The 18,564-nt window shown below is 56.4% G+C and carries 17 protein-coding genes; 9 read left to right on the forward strand and 8 right to left on the reverse strand.

Annotated elements, in window-relative coordinates:
- Positions 1-47: 47 nt before the first annotated feature.
- The 7 genes from lldD to GM298_RS12200 form a co-directional block, all read right to left on the reverse strand.
- Positions 48-1,235 carry an FMN-dependent L-lactate dehydrogenase LldD gene (gene lldD / locus GM298_RS12170; RefSeq protein WP_025758424.1) on the reverse strand — a complete coding sequence of 396 codons (1,188 nt, stop codon included), beginning with the start codon at positions 1,233-1,235 and terminating at the stop codon, positions 48-50.
- Complete coding sequence (gene lldR, locus GM298_RS12175) at positions 1,232-2,005, reverse strand: transcriptional regulator LldR (RefSeq protein ID WP_025758422.1); 774 nt, start codon at positions 2,003-2,005, stop codon at positions 1,232-1,234. The genes lldD and lldR overlap by 4 nt, the downstream gene beginning before the upstream one ends.
- Positions 2,002-3,657, reverse strand: a complete 1,656-nt coding sequence (gene lldP, locus GM298_RS12180) for an L-lactate permease (RefSeq protein ID WP_014882014.1) — start codon at positions 3,655-3,657, stop codon at positions 2,002-2,004. Before lldP ends, lldR begins: the two co-directional genes overlap by 4 nt.
- A 271-nt stretch (positions 3,658-3,928) precedes the next feature.
- Positions 3,929-4,291: a YibL family ribosome-associated protein gene (locus GM298_RS12185; protein WP_008502724.1), complete on the reverse strand. Its 363-nt coding sequence runs from the start codon at positions 4,289-4,291 to the stop codon at positions 3,929-3,931.
- Positions 4,292-4,349: 58 nt separating this feature from the next.
- Positions 4,350-4,940, reverse strand: coding sequence for a mannitol operon repressor MtlR (gene mtlR / locus GM298_RS12190; protein ID WP_025758418.1), 591 nt, complete (start codon positions 4,938-4,940; stop codon positions 4,350-4,352).
- Positions 4,937-6,100 carry a mannitol-1-phosphate 5-dehydrogenase gene (gene mtlD, locus GM298_RS12195; RefSeq protein WP_266154185.1) on the reverse strand — a complete coding sequence of 388 codons (1,164 nt, stop codon included), beginning with the start codon at positions 6,098-6,100 and terminating at the stop codon, positions 4,937-4,939. The genes mtlR and mtlD overlap by 4 nt, the downstream gene beginning before the upstream one ends.
- Before the next feature lie 84 nt (positions 6,101-6,184).
- The gene (locus tag GM298_RS12200; RefSeq protein ID WP_025758415.1) at positions 6,185-8,092 is read right to left on the reverse strand and encodes a PTS mannitol transporter subunit IICBA; all 1,908 of its coding nucleotides are present in this window, start codon (positions 8,090-8,092) and stop codon (positions 6,185-6,187) included.
- Between the two features lie 658 nt (positions 8,093-8,750).
- On the opposite strand from GM298_RS12200, the gene GM298_RS12205 reads away from it, so the two are divergent.
- From GM298_RS12205 to aldB, 6 genes are all read left to right on the forward strand, one after another.
- Positions 8,751-9,107: a DUF3302 domain-containing protein gene (locus GM298_RS12205; protein ID WP_025758414.1), complete on the forward strand. Its 357-nt coding sequence runs from the start codon at positions 8,751-8,753 to the stop codon at positions 9,105-9,107.
- Positions 9,108-9,109: 2 nt separating this feature from the next.
- On the forward strand, positions 9,110-10,246 hold the full coding sequence (locus GM298_RS12210) for an HlyD family secretion protein (RefSeq protein WP_025758413.1): 1,137 nt from the start codon (positions 9,110-9,112) through the stop codon (positions 10,244-10,246).
- 90 nt (positions 10,247-10,336) lie between these two features.
- Complete coding sequence (locus GM298_RS12215) at positions 10,337-10,945, forward strand: glutathione S-transferase (RefSeq protein WP_025758412.1); 609 nt, start codon at positions 10,337-10,339, stop codon at positions 10,943-10,945.
- 103 nt (positions 10,946-11,048) lie between these two features.
- Positions 11,049-12,434, forward strand: a complete 1,386-nt coding sequence (gene selA / locus GM298_RS12220) for an L-seryl-tRNA(Sec) selenium transferase (RefSeq protein WP_266154166.1) — start codon at positions 11,049-11,051, stop codon at positions 12,432-12,434.
- Complete coding sequence (gene selB / locus GM298_RS12225; protein WP_262784256.1) at positions 12,431-14,278, forward strand: selenocysteine-specific translation elongation factor; 1,848 nt, start codon at positions 12,431-12,433, stop codon at positions 14,276-14,278. The genes selA and selB overlap by 4 nt, the downstream gene beginning before the upstream one ends.
- An 86-nt stretch (positions 14,279-14,364) precedes the next feature.
- Complete coding sequence (gene aldB / locus GM298_RS12230; protein WP_045286022.1) at positions 14,365-15,903, forward strand: aldehyde dehydrogenase AldB; 1,539 nt, start codon at positions 14,365-14,367, stop codon at positions 15,901-15,903.
- Here the strand turns inward: aldB and GM298_RS12235 are convergent.
- Positions 15,900-16,862 (reverse strand): LysR family transcriptional regulator, encoded by a 963-nt coding sequence (locus tag GM298_RS12235; protein ID WP_045286021.1) that lies wholly within the window; start codon positions 16,860-16,862, stop codon positions 15,900-15,902. The two genes, aldB and GM298_RS12235, sit on opposite strands and share 4 nt — an antisense overlap.
- A 120-nt stretch (positions 16,863-16,982) precedes the next feature.
- Here GM298_RS12235 and GM298_RS12240 point away from each other — a divergent pair, with 120 nt between their 5' ends.
- From GM298_RS12240 to GM298_RS12250, 3 genes are all read left to right on the forward strand, one after another.
- Positions 16,983-17,723, forward strand: coding sequence for a MipA/OmpV family protein (locus tag GM298_RS12240; protein ID WP_059386754.1), 741 nt, complete (start codon positions 16,983-16,985; stop codon positions 17,721-17,723).
- Positions 17,724-17,932: 209 nt separating this feature from the next.
- On the forward strand, positions 17,933-18,118 hold the full coding sequence (locus GM298_RS12245; protein ID WP_047957473.1) for a type II toxin-antitoxin system HicA family toxin: 186 nt from the start codon (positions 17,933-17,935) through the stop codon (positions 18,116-18,118).
- 14 nt (positions 18,119-18,132) lie between these two features.
- Complete coding sequence (locus GM298_RS12250; protein ID WP_045286019.1) at positions 18,133-18,537, forward strand: type II toxin-antitoxin system HicB family antitoxin; 405 nt, start codon at positions 18,133-18,135, stop codon at positions 18,535-18,537.
- Positions 18,538-18,564: the final 27 nt, after the last annotated feature.

Consider the following 18,564-nt stretch of genomic DNA (forward strand, 5'->3'; position numbering starts at 1 on the left):
CGCCCGGGGGGGATCGGACGCGTGAGGGAAGGCAACGGGGGGAAGCGTCAGGCGGCGTTACCCTGTGCAAGGGGAGCCAGCGCTGCCGGTAATTTATTTAACTCCTGCACCAGAGAATCTTTACTGATTTCGCCGATCGTTTTCGCACCGGTCAGCGTCATCGCCACCTTCATCTCTTTTTCGATCAGGTTAAGCAGATTTGCCACGCCAGCCTGGCCGCTGGTGGCCAGCGCATACAGATAGGCCCGACCCAGCAGCACGCTGTCGGCACCCAGCGCAATCATACGCACTACGTCCAGTCCGTTGCGGATGCCGCTATCGGCCAGGATGGCAATATCGCCTTTCACCGCATCGGCTATCGCCGGCAGGGCGCGCGCGGAAGAGAGCACCCCGTCAAGCTGGCGTCCGCCGTGGTTAGAAACCACAATCCCGTCTGCGCCAAAGCGTACCGCGTCGCGGGCATCTTCCGGGTCGAGGATCCCTTTGATCACCATCGGGCCGTCCCAGAATTCACGGATCCACTCCAGGTCTTTCCAGGAGATGGACGGATCGAAATTGTTCGCCAGCCAGCCGATGTAATCTTCCAGCCCGGTCGGTTTACCCAGATACGCCGAGATATTTCCCAGATCATGCGGACGGCCGTTGAGACCAACATCCCAGGCCCATTGCGGATGCGTTACAGCCTGCCAGTAGCGGCGCAGGGCGGCATTCGGGCCGCTCATGCCGGAGTGGGCATCACGGTAGCGCGCGCCGGGTGTCGGCATATCGACGGTAAAGACCAGCGTGGAGCAGCCCGCCGCTTTGGCGCGCTCCAGCGCGTTTCGCATAAAGCCGCGATCGCGCAGGACATACAGCTGGAACCACATTGGGCGCTTGATGGTCGGGGCCACCTCTTCGATCGGGCAGACGGACACGGTAGAGAGGGTAAACGGAATGCCTTTGGCATCCGCCGCGGCGGCCGCCTGCACTTCCCCGCGACGGGCGTACATGCCGCACAGGCCTACGGGCGCAAGGGCCACCGGCATGGAGAGCGTCTCGTTAAACAGTTTTGTCTCAAGGCTCAGGTCAGACATATTTTTCAGCACGCGCTGGCGCAGAGCCACCTCCGAAAGATCTTCCACATTGCGACGCAGGGTATATTCGGCATACGCCCCGCCGTCGATGTAGTGGAACAGGAACGGGGGCAAAATGCGCTGCGCCGCGGCGCGGTAGTCACTGGCTGCTGAAATAATCATGCTTTGTTCTCCCTGGAAATATCACTGTCGCCAGGCAGACGGGTAATACGCGCCTGTCGGGCCTGGTCTTCATCGAATCGTTTAATGGTGGTGTGCACGAAGCCCAGATGCGCCATCATTGCTTTGCGCGCGGCCCCGGCATCACCGGCCAGAATGGCGTTGAGCACCGCCTCGTGTTGTTCAGTGAGCTGGGCAAACACCGGCGGGACCAGATACATGCGCTGGCGGCTCTGCTTCACGGAGGATTGCAGCAGGTCGAAGAAACCGCGCATGGTCTGGAGCAGCACCACGTTGTGCGACGCCTCGGCAATCGCCAGGTGAAAACGCACGTCCGCCTGGGAGGCGATATCCGGGTCGCTGCTTTGCGTGGCCTCAAAGCAGGCTTTGAGCTTCTCTTTGTCGGCGTCGGTTGCCCGCATGGCCGCGTGCCAGGCGGTACTGGTTTCGATGGCGTGACGCGCTTCAAGGATGTCGAAGCTGTAGTCCGGGTCGTTCTCCATCAGTGTTTTCAGCGGCTGCACGATGTTTTGTTCGGACCAGTCGTCATGCTGCCAGCGTACAAAGGTGCCGCCGCCGCGACGGCTCACCAGTACCCCTTCGCTGACCAGCGTGGCCAGCGCTTCACGCAATGAGTTGCGTGATACGCCAAGCTGGGCGGCGAGCTGGCGCTCGGCGGGCAATTTCATGCCCGCTTCCAGCTGTTGTTCTTCAATCAGCGCCCGCACGCGAGAGGCAATCTCGTCGGACAGGCGTCTGGGCATCACTATCATGGGATCATCCAGGTTAAGACATAGGCCTGCAGGGTGGTAATCACCCCGACCATGCAGGTGAATATCAGGCTGTGTTTCACGGTAAAGCGGAACAGATCCGACTCTTTACCGACCAGTCCCACCGCCGCACAGGCAATGGCGATGGACTGCGGAGAGATCATCTTCCCGGTCACGCCGCCGGTGGTATTCGCGGCCACCAACAGCACGTCTGAGACGCCGATTTGCTGAGCGGCCGTCGCCTGCAGGGCGGCGAACAGGGCGTTAGACGAGGTATCTGAACCGGTCAGGAACACCCCCAGCCAGCCGAGGAACGGAGAGAAGAAGGTAAAGGCGTGGCTGGTATGCGCCAGCGCCAGTGCCAGCGTTGATGACAGGCCGGAGTAGTTCGAGATAAACGCGAAGGCCAGCACCATGCCGATGGAGTAGATCGGCAGCATCAATTCTTTAATGGTCGCCGCAAAGGTCTGCACCGCAGCGGCAGGCTTCATGCGCAGCCACACCACAGAAAGAATAGCGGCAAACAGGATGGCCGTGCCGGTAGCGGAGAACCAGTCGAATTTATAGACTGCGGCATACGGCGTGGCGGCGTGCACCACCGGCGGCATACGGGCGACCATCTTGTCGAGGAACGGCACAGAGATGTTAATCACCATGTCATACAGCGCACCGCCCGGAGCAAACAGGGCTTTAAACGGCGGGATGCTCCACAGCGTCACCGTGGCAGTCAGGAACAGGAACGGCGACCATGCGCGAATGACCTGGCCTGCGGTATAGCCTGTACGCGCCAGGGTTTGATCAACCTGTGAGGCGCCCATGTCGGCGAAGCGGAAAATACGTACCGGCTGCCAGCGCTTCAGGAACAGCGTCAGACAGACCAGCGAGACCAGCGAAGAGATGATGTCCGGCAGCTCCGGGCCGAGGAAGTTGGAGCTGAGGTACTGTGCAATAGCGAACGAACCGCCGGCGACCATCACCGCAGGCCACGTCTCTTTCACGCCGCGCCAGCCATCCATAATCGCCATGATCCAGAACAGGACGATGATGGTCAGGAACGGCAGCTGGCGGCCCACCATCTGGCCAATCTCAAAGCTGTCCAGCCCGGTCACCTGGCCTGCGACCAGAATCGGGATCCCCATTGCGCCAAACGCCACCGGCGCGGTGTTCACAATCAGGCACAGTCCCGCGGCATACAGCGGGTTAAAGCCCAGCCCGACCAGCAGCGCGGCGGTGATCGCCACCGGTGCGCCGAAGCCAGCGGCCCCTTCAAGAAACGCCCCAAAAGAGAAACCGACAATCAACATCTGCAGGCGCTGATCCGGCGTGATGGAGAGGATCGACGAGCGGATAATGTCGAATTGCCCGGTTTTCACCGAGATTTTATAAACAAACACCGCGGCGATGATGATCCACGCAATCGGCCACAGGCCGTAGAAGAAACCGTAGACGACGGAGGCCAGGGCGCGATCGACCGGCATTTTGTAGAAGAACAGCGCCACCAGCAGCGCGATGGCGACGGTGTACGTCGCGGCAAGGTAGCCCTTCAGCTTGAGCTTAATCAGCGCAAAGAAGAAGAACAGGATCGGCAGCGATGCGATCAGGCTCGACAGCCAGATATTTCCGGCCGGGTCGTAGTTTTGTTGCCAGAGGCTCATGCAGGTCTCCTGAGGACCAGACAGCCTGCGCTGCGGGTGAGTCTCCGCTCATCTCTGCGTCACAGTCTGTGTAAAAGTGGTCCTGCCAATATTGTGTTGTAGGGTTAATGACAATGAATGGTTAACCAGATGTTATGAGCTAGCAATGGTTTTGTGAGCGAAAATGATGGAATTGTGAACCGGGGGAGGATTGATTGCGCTATTGGTTGGACCAATTCACGCGAAGGGGAAAAGAGTAGGCCGGGTAAGCGCAGCGCCACCCGGCATGAAATCAGAATGCCGTCTTACAAAAACCCGTCATCTCTTTCAGGCCCATTTCGCGGCCAAGCTCGGTCATCGGGTGAACCACCACCAGACCACGGACGCTTTTCTTCAGCTTGCCCATGTCAGCCTGCTCTTTTTTGGTGATCGCGCGGCGGTGCGGCATGTTCATCAGCTTCTGCGCTTCTTTGCTCAGCTTCTGGCCTTTAACTTCACGCAGACGTTCGATCTCCGCTTCCAGCTTTGCGGTCTCTTTCTCAAGCTCGGCGTACTTCTCGGCGGAATCGACCAGCGAGAGACCAGCCATCTGGTGGCGGATCAGATCCAGGCGGTCGCTCAGGCGTTTAATTTCGTTCTTTTCGACTTCTTTCATGACAAATAACTCTGAAAACGGGGAATTTACAGGGAAGGATACACCAATGTGAGCAGGCTTACTTCTGAAACGCTTTTTTTAAGCTGATTCGGGAAATCAGCTCAGTCAGGGAGAGGACCATCGTAGAACGGACAACCTGTTGATAACGCAGCTTTTGCATCGCGTACAGCTCAGGGTCGCTGTTGTCAAAATGGGGGGCAGGGGGGAGCGCAGTGACGCAATGCAGCTCGCCAAAGGGGCCAAGGATCTCGTCATCGGTAAAGGTGTACTCATTACCGTCATGATTGAGCTCTTCGCGCAGTGCCATCAACAGCTCCGCATCTTCATACTCTTGTCGGTTCAGCACGCCAAGACCATAAATCAGCTTCAGACGCACGGATAAATCGCCCAGCGGCCCGTCGCCGTCCAGTAACGGTTCTACAGCATATTTTACCGCGTAGTCGTCTTTGCGGAACACCTGAAGCACCAGGATATTCACCGCCTCGGTTAATAGCTCGACGGCGGCAATCAGGAAACTTCGTACGGTTTTGCCAGCATTCAGACGCTCAAGCACACGATTTTCAAAGGCCTGGGTTTGTTCCATTATTGCCTGCATATCTGACAATCTGTAATCAGGGCGCAGGATGACCTGCGCCTCACTGTGCATCATTTGGTTGCGTTGTATGCGTTAACCGCCTCCACAACCACGTCGCTGTTGGCGTCCAGACCGGAAATCTGCGCCAGCGCAGCTTGCGCGCCTTTATCGTCAATCAACTGAGCCAGCTCAATCGCCTGGGGATCCTGCTCGCTGCGATAGTGCATCGCGGCGGCAATGCCTTTCACCAGGTTGGCGTGCGGCAGGCCGTATTCCAGCGTGCCCAGCAGCGGCTTAATCAGGCGATCGCCCGCGCTCAGTTTACGCAGCGGCTGGCGGCCTACGCGCTCAACGTCATCTTTCAGATACGGGTTTTCAAAACGACCGAGGATTTTCTGGATGTATGCTGCATGTTTCTCAGCATCAAAACCGTAGCGTTTGATCAGCACCGCGCCGCTCTCTTCCATTGCCCCTTTCACCACCGCACGGATCTTCTCATCAAGGATCGCGTCGCGAATGGTCTGATGACCGGCCAATTTCCCGAGGTAGGCGGTTATAGCATGCCCGGTGTTCAGCGTGAAGAGTTTGCGTTCGACAAATGCCATCAGGTTATCGGTTAATTCCATTCCCGGAATGGTCGGCAGCGCGCCTTTAAACTGGGTTTTATCAACGATCCACTCGCTGAAGGTTTCCACGGTCACTTCCAGCGGATCGTTGGTCGCAGATTCTGACGGCGGGACGATACGATCAACGGCGGAATCCACAAACCCGACGTGCGCTTCCACCCAGGCTTTGTCTTCCTCTGCTACGGCGTTGAGCACGTGGCCTTTCAGCTGCGTGGTGCCGCGCACCATGTTCTCGCAGGCAATAATGTTCAGCGGGGTGTCGATGCCCTGCGCTTTACGTTTTGCCAGGCCTTTTGCCACCGCAGGGGCGATACGCTCCAGTACCACCGGGCCCACCGCCGTGGTGACCAGGTCAACGCTGGCGATAAGGTCGATAACGTCGTCGCCGATACTGCTTACCGCGTTGACGCCAGTGACCGTTTCCACCTGCTCATTTTCACCCACCACATGTACCTGGTAGCTATGACGGTCATTCAGGGCATCCAGAACGACCTGATTTACATCGGCGAATGTCAGCGTAATGCCCGCGTCTGCCAGCAGCTTGCCGATAAAGCCACGACCGATATTACCTGCGCCAAAATGTAATGCTTTCATAGTGTTAACCTTAATCAATGTTTTTACCCGAGAGGGCTGGGGTGAGGAACGTTTTCCCCTCACCCTAGCCCTCTCCCCGGAGGGGAGAGGGAAGAGAACTTATTTGTTCAGCAGAGCCAGCACTTCTTCCACGCTGGTGGTATTGGCCAGACGCTCAATGACAGACTCATCATCCAGCGCGTTGGTCAGGCTGGTAATCACCTGAATGTGCTCGTTGTTGCGAGCGGCGATACCAATCACCAGACGGGCGATGTCGTCTTCTTCTTCACCGAAGCGGACGCCCTGCGGGTACTGACAGAATACGACGCCGGTTTTCAGAACGCGATCTTTCGCTTCCACCGTACCGTGCGGCACCGCGATGGATTCGCCCAGGTAGGTTGGCGTCAGTTTTTCACGTTCCAGCATCGCGTCTACGTATTCAGGCTGAACGTAGCCGCCTTTTACCAGCTGCTCACCGGCAAAGCGAATCGCTTCTTCTTTGGTTGCCGCAGTGCGACCGAGGAAGATGTTCTCCGCCCCCAGTTTGAACAGGTGGGTATTGCTCTCGTCAAAGCTGTCCTGCAGGCTGGTGCGCACTTTCACTTCGTTATCTTCGTGACGCTGCGCGGCAACCAGACGCTCGGTCAGGCTGGTGTACAGGCCGCTGTCGAGGAAGTTGGTCAGCGAAATATGCTGAGCCTGCGGTACCTGGCGCATGGCGCGCTCGGTCAGGTCACGGTGCGTGATCACCAGGTCAACATCCGGTGGCAGGCTGTTAATGGCGCTGTTGGTCACGGAGATGTTGGTCAGACCTGCATCCTGCACTTTCTTACGCAGCACGCCTGCACCCATTGCGCTGGAACCCATGCCTGCATCACAGGCCACGATGATTTTACGCACGTGGCTCAGGTCGTTAGAGACATCACCTGCGGCCAGTGGGGTCGCGCCTTTGGATTCGGCTTTCATGTCGTGCATACGACGGGTTGCTGCTTCGATGTCATCATCTTCTTTCACTTTGCTGGTTTTCAGCAGAATAGAAGAGACCACGAAGGAGACCGCCATGGCGGCAAAAATGGCCGCGATGTTTGCGAAGTAAGCCCCTTTTGGCGTCATTGCCAGCACCGCCAGGATAGAGCCCGGAGAGGCCGGAGACACCAGGCCACCGCCCAGCACGCTCAGGGTGAACACGCCGGTCATACCGCCGAGGATAACGGCCAGGATCAGACGTGGGTTCATCAGCACATACGGGAAGTAAATTTCGTGGATACCGCCCAGGAAGTGGATGATAGCCGCACCGCCAGCAGACTGCTTCGCGCTGCCGCGACCAAAGAAGATGTACGCCAGCAGCACACCCATACCCGGGCCCGGGTTGGCTTCAATCAGGAAGAAGATGGACTTGCCGAGGTCGTGCGACTGCTGAATACCCAGCGGCGAGAAGATACCGTGGTTAATGGCGTTGTTGAGGAACAGGATTTTCGCCGGTTCAACAAAGATAGACGCCAGCGGCAGCATCTCGTGCGCCACCATGAAGTTAACGCCAGCCGCCAGAATTTTAGACAGGACTTCAACTGCCGGGCCAATGCCGAGGAACGCCAGAATCGCGAGGATCATCCCGATGATGCCCGCAGAGAAGTTGTTCACCAGCATTTCGAAGCCGGATTTGATCTTACCATCAACCCAGACGTCGAATTTCTTAATCGCCCAGCCGCCCAGAGGGCCGGCAATCATCGCCCCGAGGAACATCGGCATATCCGCGCCGACGATAACCCCCATCGTGGTGATGGCACCTACGACACCACCACGGTCACCGCCCACCAGACGACCACCGGTGAAACCGATGAGCAGTGGCAGCAGGTAGGTAATCATTGGGCCAACAAGTTTCGCCAGCGTTTCGTTAGGCAACCACCCTGTCGGAATAAACAATGCAGTGATGATACCCCACGCGATAAACGCGCCGATATTTGGCATCACCATGTTGCTGAGGAAACGACCAAAGCTTTGAACTTTGATCTTGAAATCGGATGACATAAAACACCCCTTCTTTTGATTACGCTTAGGCTTGTGGCCCGAGGTTTATTGTTAATGTGCGGCGGCAGAGGTAGCCGGGCCCTGTTCTGATGCTGTGAAATCTGGCACTGAATCGTTCAACTGTCCAGACAGTGAAAATTTATGTGATTTGTGTCACGTAAATGTAGGGGGTGTGGTCAGTAATTGGGTGATCTGAATCACAAAATAAGTGGACAAAAAAAATACGATGGTGAGAATTAACGCAAAAACTACCAATTTTCGTGATATACATCACATTTTGATTTGGCGTGTTTGTTTCTGGATTGTGATTGATTTCACAAAATATTTTTATGCAGATTTCTCCGGCTGCGATCGCCAGCAAACTCTGCTTTGCGATTCGGTGCCATGCTGAAACAGCACGACACGTAAAGCTAAAAAACCACTTTTGATGTGTGGTATGGCGAAAAGTTAAAAGGTGGATTACGCTCATATTGTAAGGTTAAGTCTATTATTATTCAGGATATATTTTGACACGCTTATAAACTTGCATGGAGATATTATAAAAACCCATACTCCCCGGCTCTGAAATAGTGAGCAAAAAACCGTTTTTATAAAAAATAATTAGGTTGCGTACTGTTTTATTAATTTAATGAGTTGACGTTGTTTAAGTGAGGAGAATATGTTTCTCAACTATTTTGCGCTGGGCGTATTGATTTTTGTATTTCTGGTTCTTTTTTACGGAATCATCGCCATTCATGACATCCCTTATAATATGGCCAAAAAGCGTAACCATCCGCATGCCGATGCTATTCACACGGCAGGGTGGATTAGTCTGTTTACGCTTCATGCCATCTGGCCGTTCCTGTGGATTTGGGCCACCCTGTACCGCGAAGATCGCGGCTGGGGTATGCAAAACCACATCACCAGGGCTGATGAGGTCCCGGGCATGGATGCGCTAGCCAAACGCGTGGCGGAACTCGAACAAAAGCTGGCCGCAGTAGAGCCTACTGCTGATAAGAACACGCTGGAGCGCTAATCATGGATCTGTTGATTATTTTGACCTACGTGGCATTTGCCTGGGCCATCTTTAAAATATTCCGTATTCCGGTAAACCAGTGGACGCTTGCCACCGCCACATTAGGTGGGGTGTTTATTGTTGCCGGACTTATTCTGCTCATGAACTATAACCACCCATATACGTTTACGGCGCAAAAAGCGGTTATTTCCATTCCGATTACGCCGCAGGTGACCGGCGTGGTTAGCGAAGTGACCGATAAAAATAACCAGCTAATTAAAAAAGGCGAAGTGTTATTTAAGCTGGATCCAGGCCGTTATCAGGCGCGGGTCGACAGACTGCAGGCTGACCTGGTGACCGCGACGCATAACATCGATAATCTGAAAGCGCAGCTGGCGGAAGCTGTCGCCAATACCACGCGCGTTTCCGCTGAGCGCGATCGCCTGTACAAAGATTATCAGCGCTACCTGAAAGGCAGCCAGGCGAAGGTGAATCCATTCTCTGAAAGCGATATCGACAACGCGCGGCAGAACTATCTGGCGCAGGATGCACTGGTAAAAGGCTCCGTTGCTGAACAGGTGCAGATCCAAAGCCAGTTAGACAGCATGGTGAACGGCGAGCAGTCGCAGATTGCCTCCTTACGCGCCCAGCTTGCCGAAGCGAAATACAATCTGGATCAGACCGTGGTGCGTGCGCCGAGCAATGGCTATATCACCCAGGTGCTGATCCGTCCGGGGACCTATGCCGCCGCGCTGCCTCTGCGTCCGGTGATGGTCTTTATTCCTGAACAGAAACGTCAGATCGTGGCCCAGTTCCGCCAGAACTCGCTGCTGCGTCTGAAGCCGGGTGATGAAGCGGAAGTGGTGTTTAACGCTCTGCCGGGCCAGGTGTTCTCCGGTAAGCTCACCAGTATTCTGCCGGTGGTGCCGGGAGGAACCTATCAGGCGCAGGGCGCACTGCAGTCGCTGACGGTGGTGCCGGGCACGGATGGCGTACAGGCGCTGATTGAGCTGGAACCCAACGCCGAGGTCGATGCCCTGCCGGACGGTATTTATGCCCAGGTGGCAGTCTATTCGGACCACTTCGCCCACGTTTCTGTCATGCGTAAAGTGCTGCTGCGGATGACCAGCTGGATGCACTACCTCTACCTCGATCACTAATCCCTCCCGGGCAGGAATGCGACACGCAGACCTGCCCTTTTTTCATCGCTTGATCCATACTGACTTTTTTCCGGCATCAAGGATCAGGCAATGAAACTCATCGGTAGCTACACCAGTCCCTTCGTGCGAAAAATCTCGATTCTCCTGCTGGAGAAGGGGATTGAATTTGAATTCGTCAATGAGCAGCCCTACAACGCTGAAAACGGCGTCGCGCAGTACAATCCGCTGGGGAAAGTCCCCGCGCTGGTGACGGACGAGGGTGAATACTGGTTCGATTCCCCGATTATTGCCGAGTACATAGAACTGCTGGGCGTTGCGCCGGCCATGCTGCCTGCTGACCCAAAAGCGGCGCTGGCGGTGAAGCAAATTGAAGCCCTGGCCGACGGCATTATGGATGCGGCGCTTACCTCCGTGCGTGAACAGGCGAGGCCTGCCGCCCAGCAGTCAGAAAACGAACTGCTGCGCCAGCGGGAAAAAATCAGCCGCAGCCTGGACCGGTGCGAACAGCTTATCCGGGAGGGCAAGATCCACATCGACAGCCTGAACCTGGGGACCATCGCCATCGCCTGCGCCATCGGTTACCTCAACTTCCGCCGCGTCTCCCCTGGCTGGTGCGTCGACCGTCCGTTGCTGGTGAAACTCGCAGAATCGCTTTTTAGCCGCGAGAGCTTTGCCCGAACCGAACCACCAAAGGCTTGACGCGGGTTATAACACTTCGCCGCGGGAGGGGGTACAATCTCTCCACATGTTAACTCCCTCTCCCGTCGGGAGGGGGGAAGATATTTACTCGCCAGGCGCTTTCATGACTACTCATCATTCGCTGTACAGCCAGATCCCCGCGACCGATCGTCTTCTTCGCAACCCCCGTATTCATGCCGCTGTTGAACGTTTCGGCCATACCGCGACGGTTGAGATGTTACGTCTGCTTCAGGACGAAGCCCGAGGTGCGATTCAGGCAGAAAACGCCTTGCCCGCCTGGTGTAGTGCCTGGGAGCAGGAAGTTGAACAGCGGCTGGAGGCCAAGGCGCAAAGCGCGTTGCGCCCGGTGATTAACCTGACGGGAACCGTGCTGCATACCAATCTGGGGCGCGCGCAGCAGGCGGAAGAGGCGGTGGACGCCGTGATGAAGGCCATGCGAGCGCCTGTGACGCTGGAGTACGATCTTGGCGGCGCCGGGCGCGGGCATCGCGATCGCGCGCTGGCGGAGTTGCTGTGCCAGCTGACCGGCGCGGAAGATGCCTGCATTGTGAACAACAACGCCGCGGCGGTGCTGCTGATGCTGGCGGCCACCGCCAGCGGCAAAGAGGTGGTGGTGTCCCGCGGTGAGCTGGTGGAGATTGGCGGCGCGTTTCGCATCCCGGACGTGATGCGCCAGGCGGGCTGTACGCTGCATGAAGTGGGTACCACCAACCGCACCCATGCGAAAGATTATCGCGCGGCGGTGAATGAAAATACCGCCCTGCTGATGAAGGTCCACACCAGCAATTACCATATTGAAGGCTTTACCAAAGCGGTTGACGAGGCCGGGCTGGCGGCGATGGGGCACGAGCTGAATATACCGGTGATTGCCGATCTCGGCAGCGGCTCGCTGGTCGACCTGAGCCAGTACGGTCTGCCGAAAGAACCGATGCCGCAGGAGATGATTGCGGCGGGCGTAAGCCTGGTCAGCTTCTCCGGCGACAAACTGCTGGGCGGGCCGCAGGCCGGGATTATCGTGGGTAAACGCGAACTGATTGCGAAGCTGCAGCAGCACCCGCTCAAGCGCGCCCTGCGTGCCGATAAAATGACCCTTGCCGCGCTGGACGCGACGCTGCGACTCTATCTCTATCCTGAGAAGCTGGCTGACCGCCTGCCGACGCTGCGTCTGTTAACCCGGGATGCCGCCTCGATTCGCGCCCAGGCCGAGCTACTGCTGCCGCGCGTCGCGCCGCACTATCCCGATTTTGACGTTCGCATTGAGCCTTGCCAGTCACAGATTGGCAGCGGTTCGTTGCCGGTGGACAGGCTGCCGAGTGAAGCGCTGACGTTCACCCCGCGCGACGGGCGCGGCAGCCACCTTGAAGCCCTGTCGTCGCGCTGGCGTAATTTGTCGACGCCGGTGATCGGGCGGATTTACGATGGCCGGATGTGGCTGGATCTGCGCTGCCTTGAAGATGAAGAGCGATTTCTGGAGATGTTGTTGAAATGATTATTGCCACCGCCGGTCACGTTGACCACGGAAAAACCACGTTACTGCAGGCGATCACCGGCGTAAACGCCGACCGCCTGCCGGAAGAGAAAAAGCGCGGCATGACCATCGATCTGGGGTATGCCTACTGGCCCCAGCCTGATGGCCGCGTGCTGGGTTTTATTGATGTGCCGGGGCATGAAAAGTTTCTGTCTAACATGCTGGCGGGGGTAGGCGGCATCGATCATGCCCTGCTGGTGGTGGCCTGTGATGATGGCGTTATGGCGCAAACCCGCGAGCATCTGGCGATCCTGCAGCTGACCGGCAACCCGCAGCTGACTGTGGCGCTGACCAAAGCCGATCGCGTGGATGACGCTCGCGTCAGCGAGGTGCGCGAAGCGGTGCAGGCGACCTTACGGGAATATGGCTTTGCCGATGCAGCGCTTTTTGTCACCGTGGCGACCGAAGGGCGAGGTATCGACGAACTTCGCCACCACTTGCAGCATCTTTCATCACGTGATCACGCCGGCCATCACCGTTTCCGTCTGGCGATTGACCGGGCGTTTAGCGTGAAGGGGGCGGGTCTGGTGGTCACCGGGACGGCGCTCAGCGGCGAAGTGAAAGTAGGCGATAGCTTATGGTTGACGGGCGTGAATAAACCGATGCGCGTGCGCGGCCTGCATGCTCAAAACCAGCCCACAGAGCAGGCTCACGCCGGGCAGCGGATCGCGCTGAACATTGCCGGGGATGTGGAAAAAGAGCAGCTTAACCGCGGCGACTGGCTGCTGGCCGATGCCCCGCCTGAACCGTCTGAACGCGTCATTGTCTCCCTGCAGACGCATGCGCCGCTGACCCAATGGCAGCCGCTGCATATTCACCACGCGGCCAGCCATATTACCGGGCGCGTGTCGCTGCTGGAAAACGACCTTGCTGAACTGGTGTTCGATTCGCCGCTGTGGCTGGCAGACAACGATCGTCTGGTGCTGCGTGATATTTCCGCGCGCGAAACGCTGGCCGGGGCGCGGGTGGTGATGCTTAACCCGCCGCGACGCGGCAAGCGGAAACCTGAATATTTGCAATGGCTGGCCGCGCTGGCGCAGGCCAGAGAAGATGACGCCGCGCTGCGGGTGCATCTTGAGCGTGGGGCGGTGAGTCTTAAGGATTTCGCATGGGCGCGCCAGCTGAGCGGGGAAGGCTTGCGACAGCTGACACAAGAGCCGGGCTTTATACAGGCGGGTAACCGCCTGCTCAATGCCCCGGTTGCCGCACGCTGGCAGCGCAAGATACTGACTACGCTCGCCACTTACCATGAACAGCATCAGGATGAGCCTGGCCCGGGTCGGGAACGTCTGCGGCGCATGGCGCTGCCAATGGAAGACGATGCGCTGGTGCTGCTGCTAATTGAAAACATGCGCGAAAGCGGGGCGATCAAAAGCCACCACGGCTGGCTGCACCTGCCGGATCACAAGGCCGGGTTTAGCGCAGAGCAAGAAGCAATATGGCAGAAAGTGGCCCCGCTGTTTGGCGACGAACCATGGTGGGTTCGCGATCTGGCTCGTGAAACAAACGCCGACGAGCAGGTGATGCGCCAGGTGTTGCGGCATGCCGCGCAGCAGGGGCTGATAGTCGCGATCGTAAAAGATCGTTATTACCGTAACGATCGTATTGTTGCGTTTGCGAACCTGATCCGCGAGCGGGATCAGGCGCGGGGCTCCACCTGCGCAGCCGATTTCCGCGACCAGCTGAACGTGGGCCGCAAGCTGGCGATTCAGATCCTGGAGTATTTCAACCGTATCGGCTTCACTCGCCGTCGCGGTAACGATCATGTCCTGCGGGATTCACTGCTCTTTCCAGAAACACCGTGACCCCTGTCGTAAACACCGTTACCGGCTGGCGATAAAATCACCAGCCGGTACTACCCTTGTTGTACACCCACAGCAAGGAGACGGTCATGACAAACAATCCTCCCTCATCGCGTATCCAGCCTGGCGAGTATGGTTTTCCCCTTAAGCTGAAGCCCCGTTATGACAACTTTATTGGCGGCGACTGGGTCGCTCCCGTCGACGGCGAATACTATTCCAACCTGACCCCTGTTACCGGCCAGCCGCTGTGTGAGATTGCCAGCTCCGGCAAGCGTGATATCGATCTGGCGCTGGATGCGGCGCACAAAGCGAAAGATAAATGGGCCCATACCTCCGTGCAGGACAGGGCGGCCCTGTTGTTCAAAATTGCCGACCGGATGGAGCAAAACCTTGAGCTGCTGGCGACGGCTGAAACCTGGGATAACGGCAAGCCGATCCGGGAAACCATGGCGGCAGACGTGCCGCTGGCGATTGACCACTTCCGCTATTTCGCCTCCTGTATTCGTGCCCAGGAGGGCGGGATCAGCGAGGTAGACAGTGACACCGTGGCGTATCACTTCCACGAACCGCTGGGTGTCGTCGGGCAAATTATTCCGTGGAACTTCCCGCTGCTGATGGCGAGCTGGAAAATGGCACCAGCGCTGGCGGCGGGAAACTGTATTGTGCTTAAACCGGCCCGTCTGACGCCGCTCTCGGTTCTGCTGCTGATGGAAATCGTTGGCGATCTTCTGCCGCCGGGCGTGATTAACGTGGTGAACGGCGCGGGCGGTGAGATAGGCGAATATCTGGCTACTTCAAAACGTATCGCTAAAGTGGCGTTTACCGGCTCGACGGAAGTGGGCCAGCAGATCATGCAGTACGCCACGCAGAACATCATTCCGGTGACGCTGGAGCTGGGGGGCAAATCCCCGAACATCTTCTTCGCGGACGTGATGGAAGAAGAGGATGCCTTCTTCGATAAAGCCCTGGAGGGATTTGCGCTGTTTGCCTTTAACCAGGGCGAAGTCTGTACCTGCCCAAGCCGCGCGCTGGTGCAGGAGTCCATCTATGAGCGCTTTATGGAGCGGGCCATTCGCCGCGTCGAGTCTATCCGCAGCGGTAACCCGCTCGATAACGTCACCCAGATGGGCGCGCAGGTCTCGCACGGACAGCTGGAGACTATCCTCAACTACATTGATATCGGCAAGAAAGAAGGGGCGGATATTCTGACCGGCGGTCGCCGTAAAGTGCTGGGTGGGGATCTGCAGGAGGGGTACTACCTTGAGCCGACGATCCTGTTCGGTCAGAACAACATGCGCGTTTTCCAGGAGGAAATTTTCGGACCGGTGCTGGCCGTGACCACCTTCAAAACGATGGAGGAGGCGCTGGAGATTGCCAACGACACGCCATATGGCCTGGGGGCAGGCGTCTGGAGCCGCAACGGTAATCTGGCCTATAAAATGGGCCGGGGCATACAGGCCGGGCGCGTATGGACTAACTGCTACCACGCCTATCCCGCGCACGCGGCGTTTGGGGGATATAAGCAGTCGGGCATCGGGCGTGAAACCCACAAGATGATGCTGGAGCATTACCAGCAGACGAAATGTCTGCTGGTCAGCTACTCTGATAAACCGCTGGGGCTGTTCTAATCACCCAGTTCAGGCCGTCCGTGGGCGGCCTGAGCAATTTGCTGGCGCAGGCAGTTCAGAACGCCGTCCAGAACGTATTGCACACGCCAGGGCTGGTATTCGCGTTTACGGAAAATGGCGGTCAGATCGAGCCACCACTCCTCCTGATGCGGAAAGCAAGGGACCAGCATGCCTTTGGTTAATTCTTTCTCCAGACTCTCTTTTGGCGCAAACACGATTCCCAGATTATTTCTTGCCAGCTCCAGGGCCGTCTGCGTATTGTCACAAATATAATTACCCGTTACCCGGTAATCATGTACGTGATCGCTGCCGTGGACGCGGAAACGCCAGATGTTTGCATCATCGACCAGCATGGAATCAATGAGAATACAGGAGTGATTAATTAAATCTTCAGGTCCCGTTAAGGGGTGTTTATTTAAATAGTCAACGGTTGCGAATGCCGTTACGGAATATTTTGTTAGCACACTGGCAACCAGGCTTTCGTCTTTCGGCTGTGCATAAGTAATTAAGATATCGCAGTCATCCGGAAAGGTAACCCCTTCTGAAAATTCATTCCGGTCCAGATTATAGGTTTTCAGGGAGATGCGGATGTCACCGATGTTCTCTATCTGATGGATCACGTGCCGCGCGAGATAGGTCACGATGCCCGTTGGGGCGTAGATCGTCACTTTTCCGCGCTTTTCATGCTTATAATCAGCAATGAAATTAACAAGTTGACTGTTCTTATCCAACGTGGCATTCACGTAAGGGAGTAACGCCTCGCCAAACTGGGTGAGGGCGAGCTGACGGGTGGTGCGCTCGAAAACCTTCAGCCCAACCCGCGTTTCAAAATCAGACAGATATTTACTGACGTTGGCCTGCGCCATACCCAGCAGGGCGGCGGCATCACCAATGCTGTGGGTTGCGGCGATAACGGATATGATTTTTAATTCGCGTGGTTTTAGCTGTAATTTACTCATCCTGCGCACCCATCTATATGATTTTATATATAATATTATATAAACCGCAGCGTTGCATTGGCAAATTTGTAACCATTATTATTCGCCTCGCTTGTTTGGCATATAAATGGATTACATGTAATGACTATTAAATACAATTTACTCATCGCGGCCACGTTATTTGCAACAACTTCTGCAATGGCCGGTGACTTTTCACTTGGCGCGGGGGCTGTATTTAATGAGTCTCCTTACAAAGGATATAATGAAAATACCACCGCGGTTCCGTTAATTAGCTATGAAGGCGACAGATTCTATGTTCGCCAGACCACGGGCGGATGGATCCTGTGGAAAGACGCAAAGAATGAATTCAGCCTGACCGCATCGTGGATGCCGCTGCATTTTGATCCAGAAGATAACGACGACCATCAGATGAAAAAACTTGATGAGCGTAAAGCGTCTGCCTTCCTCGGTGGCGCCTACTACCGCCACGAAAGCTGGGGGTCTCTGAAAGTGGCCGTTGCCGGCGATGCGATGGATGAAAGCGGTGGCGTGGTGGGCGAGGTCTCGTACTTCCGCCCAATCAGGATGGAACGCCTGACCCTGACGCCCTCTTTCGGTGTTTTCTACAGCGACGAAAGCTACAACGACTATTACTACGGCGTATCCGGCAGCGAGTCTCGTCGCTCAGGTCTGGATGAATACACCGCCGGTGACAGCTGGACGCCATACGTTGGCCTGGCGGCAAAATATCAGTTAACCGAGAAGCTGTTCCTTAACGCCAGCGCGGTCTATACCGTATTACCTGACGACGTGAAGAACAGCCCGATGATCGACCGCGACGACAGCTTCGCGCTGATGACCGGCCTGACCTGGCGTTTCTGATGTGATAAGGCCGGGTGGCGGCTTCGCCTTACCCGGCCTACGATAGCCCCTACATTTTTTTTGCAATACAGCGTATCCCCCTTTTCTTTTCTCGATGCATCTTCCCGTTCCGGCAACCTATGGCTGCACTGTTGTTCCCGATGCGCTAATGTGATGCGACCCGATAGTGATGGTGTGTATTATGTGTATAATCATGGAAGGATTAGGATGTGAAAAGTGCGGATGTCATTACTGTTCTGATCAGGCATGGCTGGAAATGTGTGAGAACGAAAGGAAGCCATCATCAGTTTCGTCACCCCGTGAAGAAAGGGCTGGTGACTGTCCCACATCCTAAAAAGGATATTAAACCGGGCACCCTCGCGCAGATTTGGCGGCAGGCGGGCATTCAACACTGATATCAGGAGTAGTTATGTTTTATCCGGCTTACATTCATTCTGACTCAGACGGAAGCGCCAGCGGTTTTTTCCCTGACGTTCCGGGCTGTTTTTTTGCAGGTGATTCCCTGGATGATGCATTTCAGGATGCACGTGATGCACTCACCGCCCACTTCGAAGCACTGTTTGAAGTGGATGAAGTCCTGCCTCTTCCGGGTAATGTGGAAGCGCATCTGGAAAGTCGTCCAGAGGATTTCATTGGTGGGCAATGGCTGTTGGTGGATATTAATATGAAGCAGTTCGACGGCAGAGCCGAGCGTATCAACATCACGATGCCTCGACGTTTGCTGGTAAAGATCGACTCCTTTGTAAGCGAGCACCCTCAGTTCGGCAATCGAAGCGCATTTCTGGCTGAGGCAGCACGTCGCGTGCTGCCTTAACGTTCTCCCTCTCCCGTGGGAGAGGGC

It is taken from the genome of Enterobacter sp. HSTU-ASh6 (assembly GCF_026319105.1).
Classification (GTDB): domain Bacteria; phylum Pseudomonadota; class Gammaproteobacteria; order Enterobacterales; family Enterobacteriaceae; genus Enterobacter; species Enterobacter sichuanensis.